General features: G+C 75.3%; 9 protein-coding genes. 4 read left to right on the forward strand and 5 right to left on the reverse strand.

What is annotated here, in order from left to right:
* A partial coding sequence (locus tag VFW24_10560) for a hypothetical protein (protein HEX5267203.1) occupies positions 1–278 on the reverse strand: 278 nt, incomplete at its 3' end.
* 7 nt (positions 279–285) lie between these two features.
* Positions 286–1,086 carry an ATP-binding cassette domain-containing protein gene (locus tag VFW24_10565; GenBank protein ID HEX5267204.1) on the reverse strand — a complete coding sequence of 267 codons (801 nt, stop codon included), beginning with the start codon at positions 1,084–1,086 and terminating at the stop codon, positions 286–288.
* Between the two features lie 44 nt (positions 1,087–1,130).
* On the opposite strand from VFW24_10565, the gene VFW24_10570 reads away from it, so the two are divergent.
* Positions 1,131–1,958, forward strand: coding sequence for a polyprenol monophosphomannose synthase (locus VFW24_10570; GenBank protein ID HEX5267205.1), 828 nt, complete (start codon positions 1,131–1,133; stop codon positions 1,956–1,958).
* Here VFW24_10570 and VFW24_10575 read toward each other — a convergent pair.
* Together VFW24_10575 and VFW24_10580 are read right to left on the reverse strand one after the other, a co-directional pair.
* The gene (locus VFW24_10575; GenBank protein ID HEX5267206.1) at positions 1,884–2,609 is read right to left on the reverse strand and encodes a polysaccharide deacetylase family protein; all 726 of its coding nucleotides are present in this window, start codon (positions 2,607–2,609) and stop codon (positions 1,884–1,886) included. The genes VFW24_10570 and VFW24_10575 overlap by 75 nt on opposite strands.
* Entirely contained in the window at positions 2,606–3,706 is a 1,101-nt protein-coding gene (locus VFW24_10580) for a glycosyltransferase (GenBank protein ID HEX5267207.1), read from the reverse strand. Before VFW24_10580 ends, VFW24_10575 begins: the two co-directional genes overlap by 4 nt.
* 48 nt (positions 3,707–3,754) lie before the next feature.
* Between VFW24_10580 and VFW24_10585 the strand changes: the two genes are divergently transcribed.
* Genes VFW24_10585 through VFW24_10595 form a run of 3 tightly spaced genes read left to right on the forward strand, consistent with a single transcriptional unit; the run spans position 3,755 to position 6,355 of the window.
* A complete protein-coding gene (locus VFW24_10585) occupies positions 3,755–4,690 on the forward strand; it encodes a DMT family transporter (protein ID HEX5267208.1) in 936 nt (311 codons plus the stop codon).
* The gene (locus VFW24_10590) at positions 4,674–5,522 is read left to right on the forward strand and encodes a MaoC/PaaZ C-terminal domain-containing protein (protein ID HEX5267209.1); all 849 of its coding nucleotides are present in this window, start codon (positions 4,674–4,676) and stop codon (positions 5,520–5,522) included. The genes VFW24_10585 and VFW24_10590 overlap by 17 nt, the downstream gene beginning before the upstream one ends.
* Before the next feature lie 41 nt (positions 5,523–5,563).
* A complete protein-coding gene (locus VFW24_10595; GenBank protein HEX5267210.1) occupies positions 5,564–6,355 on the forward strand; it encodes an alpha/beta hydrolase in 792 nt (263 codons plus the stop codon).
* Here VFW24_10595 and VFW24_10600 read toward each other — a convergent pair.
* Positions 6,322–6,571 (reverse strand): acyl-CoA synthetase (locus VFW24_10600; GenBank protein ID HEX5267211.1); only part of this gene is annotated, 250 nt, incomplete at its 5' end. The genes VFW24_10595 and VFW24_10600 overlap by 34 nt on opposite strands.

The following is a 6,571-nucleotide window of genomic DNA, read 5'->3' on the forward strand; positions in this document are numbered from 1 at the left end:
TGGCTGATCGACAGCGTGGCCAGGGTGACGCGGAACACCCGCTCGAGGCGCAGCGCCCGGTGGGGGAGCAGGGAAAGGGTCAGCTGGGCGTAGGCGATGAGGGCGCCGACCTCCAGGACCAGGCCGAGCAGGGCCAGCCACAGGTTGGCGTGGTCGATCAGGTGGAGGGACTTGCGCGCCCCGGCCACCTGCGGCAGCACGAGGTACTCGACCACCAGCACGACCAGCAGGAGGCTGATCAGCCGGCGGAGCGCCTTGGGAACGTGGATCCTGGCCATTTCGGGCTCAGACAGCGTGGCAGGACCAGCGGGCCCCGTGACGGACCACCCGCAGGGCCAGCCCGAAGCACTCCGACAGGGAGGCGTCGACGAGCACCTCGTCGAGGGGGCCGGCGGCGTGCACCCGGCCGGCGCGCAGGAGCACGGCGTGGGTGAAGCCGGCGGGGATCTCCTCGACGTGGTGGGTCACCAGCACCATCGGGGGCGAGGCCGGATCGGCCGCCAGGCCCCCCAGCCGGTGGACAAGGGACTCGCGCGCCCCCATGTCCAGCCCGGCGTTGGGCTCGTCGAGGAGCAGCAGCTCGGGCTCGGCCACGAGGGCCCGGGCCAGCAGGACCTGCTGGCGCTCCCCCTCGGAGAGGGTGCGGTAGGGATGCTCGGCCAGGCGCGCCACCCCGGCCCGGTCGAGCAGGCTGCGGGCCCGGTCCCGGTCGGCCGGGCCGTAATCGTGCCACCAGGTCTCGAGGGCGCCGTGGCGGCCCGACATGACCAACTCGAGGGCCGCCACCTCGGGGCGGAGCTGCTTGGACAGGTCGGCGCTGGTGAGCCCGAGCCGGGCCCGCAGGGCCCGGACGTCGATCCGCCCGAGCACGCCTCCGAGCACCTCGACGGTCCCGACCGAGGGGAACAGGAAGCCCGCCGCCAGGTCCACGATCGTGGTCTTCCCGCTGCCGTTGGGACCGAGCACGACCCACCGCTCCCGGTCGCCGACGCACCAGCTGACGTCGTGGAGGACGGTGGTGCCGCCCCTGACGACGGTGACGTGGTCGAGCCGCAGGACCGGCCCCGGGGCCGGCTCGGGGTGCATCCCGGCGACCGTAGCGGGGGTTTGACCTCCCTTATGCTTCCCCGGTGCGCCCCCTGGTGGTCCTGCCCACCTACAACGAGGCGGGGAACGTCCCCCAGGTCCTGCCCCGGATCCGCGCCGCCGTCCCGGACGCCGAGATCCTGGTGGTCGACGACAACAGCCCCGACGGCACCGCCGAGCTGGTCGAGACCGTGGCGGCCGGGCTCGGCGGCATCCAGGTGCTGCGCCGGCCCGGCAAGTCCGGGATCGGCAACGCCTACCGCGCCGGCTTCCGCTGGGGACTGGAGCGCGGCTTCGACGCCTTCGTGGAGATGGACGCCGACCTCTCCCACGACCCGGCTCAGCTGCCGGACCTGCTTGGCGGCCTGGCCGGCGCCGACCTCGTGATCGGCTCCCGGTACGTCCCGGGCGGGTCGATCCCCAACTGGGCGCCCCACCGTCGCCTTCTATCCGAAGCGGGGAACCGTTACGCCGCCGTGGCCCTCGGGATGCGGGTCCGCGACCTCACCTCGGGCTTCCGGGCCTACTCCGCCGCCACCCTCCAGGACCTCGACCTCGACCGGATCCGCGCCGACGGCTACGGCTTCCAGATCGAGATGGCGTTCCGGGCCCACCGGCGGGGGCGGCTGGTGACCGAAGTGCCGATCCGCTTCGTCGACCGGGTCGAGGGGCAGTCCAAGATGTCGATGCGGATCGTCGTCGAGGCCCTCCTGCTGGTGACGCTGTGGGGCGTGCGGCGCCTGTTCGGGGGCTACGGGCGCATCCCGGCCCGGTCCTCCGGCGCGCCCGGGACCGCCTCAGCCCAGACCGTGGTCGGACAGGCGGCCGACGTGCCAGCCCCGCCTGGCCCACTCCTCGCCCAGGACGGATAGGGCGCCGACGGCCGACCGCCACGACCCCGGGGCCGAGGTGCAGTCGGAGTCGTGCAGGAGGACCGTGGGGCCCGCGGCCCCGTCCCGGCCGCAGCCCCTCAACACCTCGGCCGCCACCCCGGCGGCGCTCGCCTCGGTGGTCCAGTCCCGCCCCCACGTCGTCCAGAGCACCGGGCGCAGGCCCACGCTCCGGGCGGCCAGGAGGTCCCCGCCGCTCATCACCCCGTAGGGGGGGCGCAACCAGCGGGGGGCGGTACCGGTGACCTCGCCGAGGGTGTCCCGGGTCCGGCGCACCTCGTCGACGACGGTCCCGGGCCGGCGGGCCAGGTGGCTGACGTGGGTCCAGCCGTGCACCGCCACCTCGTGGCCCGCGGCCGCCACCTCGGCCGTCAGCCCCGGGGACCGGTGGGCCAGGGCGCCCAGCATGAAGAACGTGGCCTTCCAGCCCAGGCGGTCGAGCTCGGCCAGGAAGCGGGGGGTCGAGGCGGGATCGGGCCCGTCGTCGAAGGTGAGGGCCACGTGGCCCGGGCGCCCGAGCCCGTGCAGGCGGGGGGCCACCCGCCGCCGCACGGCGGGCAGGGCCAGCACGCCCGGCCCGGCGTGGGCCACCACGGCCCCGGCCAGCAACCCCAACGGGCGGGCGCCCTTCACGAGGCCCGCTCCAGCGCCGTGAGCCCGCTGTGGCGGACGAGGCGGTCGACGGCGGCGGCGGCGTCGCCGGAGAACACGGCCCGGCCGGCGGCAACCAGGCGGTCCCGGTCCGGCCCCACCGCCCGCTCCAGGACGGCGGCCAGGTCGGAGCCGGGGGCGGCCACCTCGGCCACCCCGGCGGCCTGCATCAGGGCGGCGTTGACCCGACCGTGCCCGGGCAGGGGCCGGAAGGTCACGACCGGCACCCCGAGGGCAAAGGCCTCCATACAGGACAGGCCCCCCGCGTTCTGCACCAGGACGTCGGCGGCCGACATCAGCTCGTGCATGCGGTCGGTCCAGCCCAGGGCCAGGCCGTAGCGGCGTGAGGCCAGCCGGGCCCGCAGCGCCTCGTTGCCGCCGCACGCCGCCACCGGCACCCACGTCCCGGTGGCGTGCAGCCGGTCGAAGGCGTCGGCCACGTCCCCGACCCCCCAGGACCCGGCCACGATCAGGGCCACCCGGGCGTCGACCGGCAGCCCCCACGCCCGCCGGGCCCCGTCCCGGTCGGCGGGCCCGGCCCGGAACTCGGGCCGCACGGCGGGGCCCGTCGCCACCACCGGCCGGGGCGTGCGCCGGCGGGCGGCCTGGGCGGAGGCGTCGTGCACACAGATGGTCAGGTCGACTCCGGGGTGGATCCACAGGGGGTGGACCCCGAAATCGGTGATGAAGGTGGCCACCGGGACCCGGAGGCGGCCCCGCTGTCGGGCCCGCCCCAGCACCAGCGACTGCAGCGGGTAGGTCGACACGACGGCGCACACGGCCGGGTCGGCCAGCAGCCGGCCCAGCCGGCGGCGGGTCAGGAGCTCGAGCACCACCGTGAGGGCGGTGCGGAGGCCCCGGCCCAGGTACCACACCCGGAAGGTGGCCTCGTAGGCCCACGGCGCCCGGCGCAGCTGCACGCGGTAGACGGCGCGCACGGCGGCGCCGATGCGCAGCGGGAGGCAGCCCAGATAGTCCTCGACGCGCGTCCGGTAACCCCGCCCGGCGAGGCGGCGGGCCAGCTCATCGGCGGCGCCGTCATGGCCCGCCCCCAGGCTGGCAGACAGAACCAGGACCACACCCGGTCCGGCGCCGGCGCGGGACCCAGGCCCTAACGTCGGGCGGGCATGCAGACCGGCATGGTCGTCATCGTCTCGCTCGGCTCGGCGCTGGCGTATGCCCTGGCGTCGGTGCTGCAGCAGTACGCGGCGGTACAGGCCCCGGAGTCCGACGCCCTGCGGATGAGCCTGCTGTTCCGGCTGGCCCGCCGCCCGGTGTGGCTGTTCGGGATCCTGGCCGACATCGGCGGCTTCGTCCTGCAGTTCATCGCCCTGGGGCATGGCTCCCTGGTCCTGGTGCAGCCCCTGCTGGTGTGCGGGCTGCTCTTTGCCCTGCCGCTCGGGAAGGTGTTCGCCCGGATGGGCATGCCGACGCGAGCGGAGTGGACGGGGGCGGGGCTGACGGTCGCGGGATTGGCGGTCTTCCTTCTCGTGGCCAACCCCGGCGAGGGCTCGACCAGCGCCACTGCTCTGGGCTGGACCATCGTAACGGTGACCACCGCCGTGCCCGCGGCCGCGCTCACCGTGAGCGCCCGCTTCACCACCGGGCCGGTGCGCGCCAGCCTGCTGGCCACCGCCGCCGGGTTCATCTACGGGCTGACGGCGGCGTACACCAAGACCGTGGCCCACGTGGTCACCGCCAACCCCGGCAGCGTCGCCCACCTGGCGGTGCACGTGGCCCGTTCGTGGGAGGTCTACGCCATCGCCATCACCGGCCTGGCCAGCATGATCCTGGCCCAGAGCGCGTTCCAGGCCGGGCCCCTCGGCTGGTCCCTGCCGGCGCTCACCGTCGTCGACCCGGTGGTGAGCATCATCGTCGGCGCCGTGGCCTTCGGCGAGTACGTCGACGCCTCGGTCGGGGCGCTGACGATCCAGGCCGTGAGCCTGATCGTGATGGCGGCGGGGGTGGTGATCGTGGCCCGGTCCCCGGCCGGGCCGGGCGGCGTCGAGCCAGGCGCGGGCGGGGCGGTAGCTAACGTGCCCAGCCATGCCGATCAACCCTGACGCCGTCGGGACCGAGAGCGATCCCGTCGAGTACTCCTGGACGTCGAAGGACTGCCTCCTCTACTCCGTCGGCGTGGGTGCCGGCACCGCGGAGCTGGCGTTCACCACCGAGAACAGCCAGAACATCCCCCAGCAGGTATTGCCGACGTTCGCCGTCATCGTCGGCCTGGCGGCCTTCGGGGGCGCCTTCGCCAACATCGGGACGTTCAACCCCGCCATGCTCGTGCACGGGGAGCAGGGCATCTTCCTCGAGGCGCCGATCCCCGTCGAGGGCACCGTGCGCACGGTCACCCGCATCACCGGCATCTACGACAAGGCCAGCGCGGCGGTGATCGCCCTCGAGTCCCGCTCCGACGACGCCGGGACCAGCACGCCCCTGTTCCGCAACACGTCGTCGCTGTTCATCCGGGGGGAGGGCGGCTTCGGCGGGGACCGCGGGCCCTCCGGCCCCAAGGCCGCCATTCCCGAGCGTCCGGCCGACGAGACCGTGACCTACCCGATCAGCCCCGACCAGGCCCTCGTGTACCGGCTGTCGGGGGACCGCAACCCGCTGCACTCCGACCCCACCTTCGCCGGCATGGCCGGCTTCGACCGGCCCATCCTCCACGGCCTGTGCACCTACGGCTTCACCGGGCGGGCCCTGCTCCACGCCCTGTGCGGGTCCGACCCCGCCCGCTTCGGCTCCATGGAGGGACGGTTCTCGAAGCCCACCTATCCCGGTGACGAGCTCCGCGTCTCGATGTGGCGCGAGGGGGACGGCGCCGTGTTCCGGGCCGAGACCCAGCGGGGCGAGGTCGTGATCGACGGCGGACGGTTCACGTTCCGGCCCTAGCCGCCGGTCCCGCCTGCACCGACCGGGGGTCCGGGCCCCCGGTGCTGCTGCTGCACGGCCAGCCCGGGGCAGCGGGGGACTGGGACCCGGTGGCGGACCTGCTCGTGGCCGACCACCGGGTGATCGTGCCCGACCGGCCCGGCTACGGGGACAGCCCGGGGCCGGCGTCGGGGCCGGCCGGCAACGCCGACGTGATGGCCCGCCTGCTCGACCGCCTCGGGGCCGCTCCCGCCACCGTGGCCGGTCACAGCTACGGGGCCACGGTGGCCCTCCGGCTGGCCGAGCTCCACCCCGAGGCCGTGGCCGCCCTCGTGCTCGTCTGCCCGGCCGGGGTGCCCCGGGCCCTCAGCCTCGGGGACCGCCTGCTGGCCCTGCCTCTGGCCGGCGAGGTGCTGGCCCGGGCCGCCATGCGCGGCGCCGCCCGCGTCCTCACGCGCCTGCCCCCGGAGGGCCCCGACCTGGCCATCGGTCCCGTGGCCGCCCTCCCCCGGGCCCGGCTCGGCGCCTACGCGGCCCGGTGGCGGACGGGGGAGGACTGGCGCTCGTTCGCCGTCGAGCAGCGGGCGCTGGTGACCGAGATGCCGGCGGTGGCGGGGGCCCTGCCGGACGTGGGCGTGCCGGTGACCGTCCTCGCCGGGCGCAGGGACCATGTCGTGCCCCCCTCCGCCATCCCCCCGCTGGCCGCCGCCCTCCCGGACTGCAGCGTGGTGTGGGTCCCGACCGGTGGCCACCTCCTGGTCTGGGAGGAGCCGGAGCTGGTGGCGACGTCCGTGGCGCGCGCCGCGCGCGACGCCGGCCGTCAGACGATGCGCGACTGGCGTTCGCCCCAGTAGCGGTCCCGGAGCAGGCGCTTGTACAGCTTGCCGGTCGGGTGGCGGGGCAGCTCGGCCTCGAAGTCCACGCTGCGTGGGCACTTGTAGTGGGCCAGCTGGCTCCGGCAGAACGAGACCAGCTCCTTCTCCATCTCGGGCCCGGCCTTGGCGGGGTCGACCAGCTGGACCACCGCCTTCACCTCTTCACCCATCTCGTCGTTGGGGATGCCGAACACG

It is taken from the genome of Acidimicrobiales bacterium, from assembly GCA_036273495.1.
Taxonomy (GTDB): domain Bacteria; phylum Actinomycetota; class Acidimicrobiia; order Acidimicrobiales; family JAJPHE01; genus DASSEU01.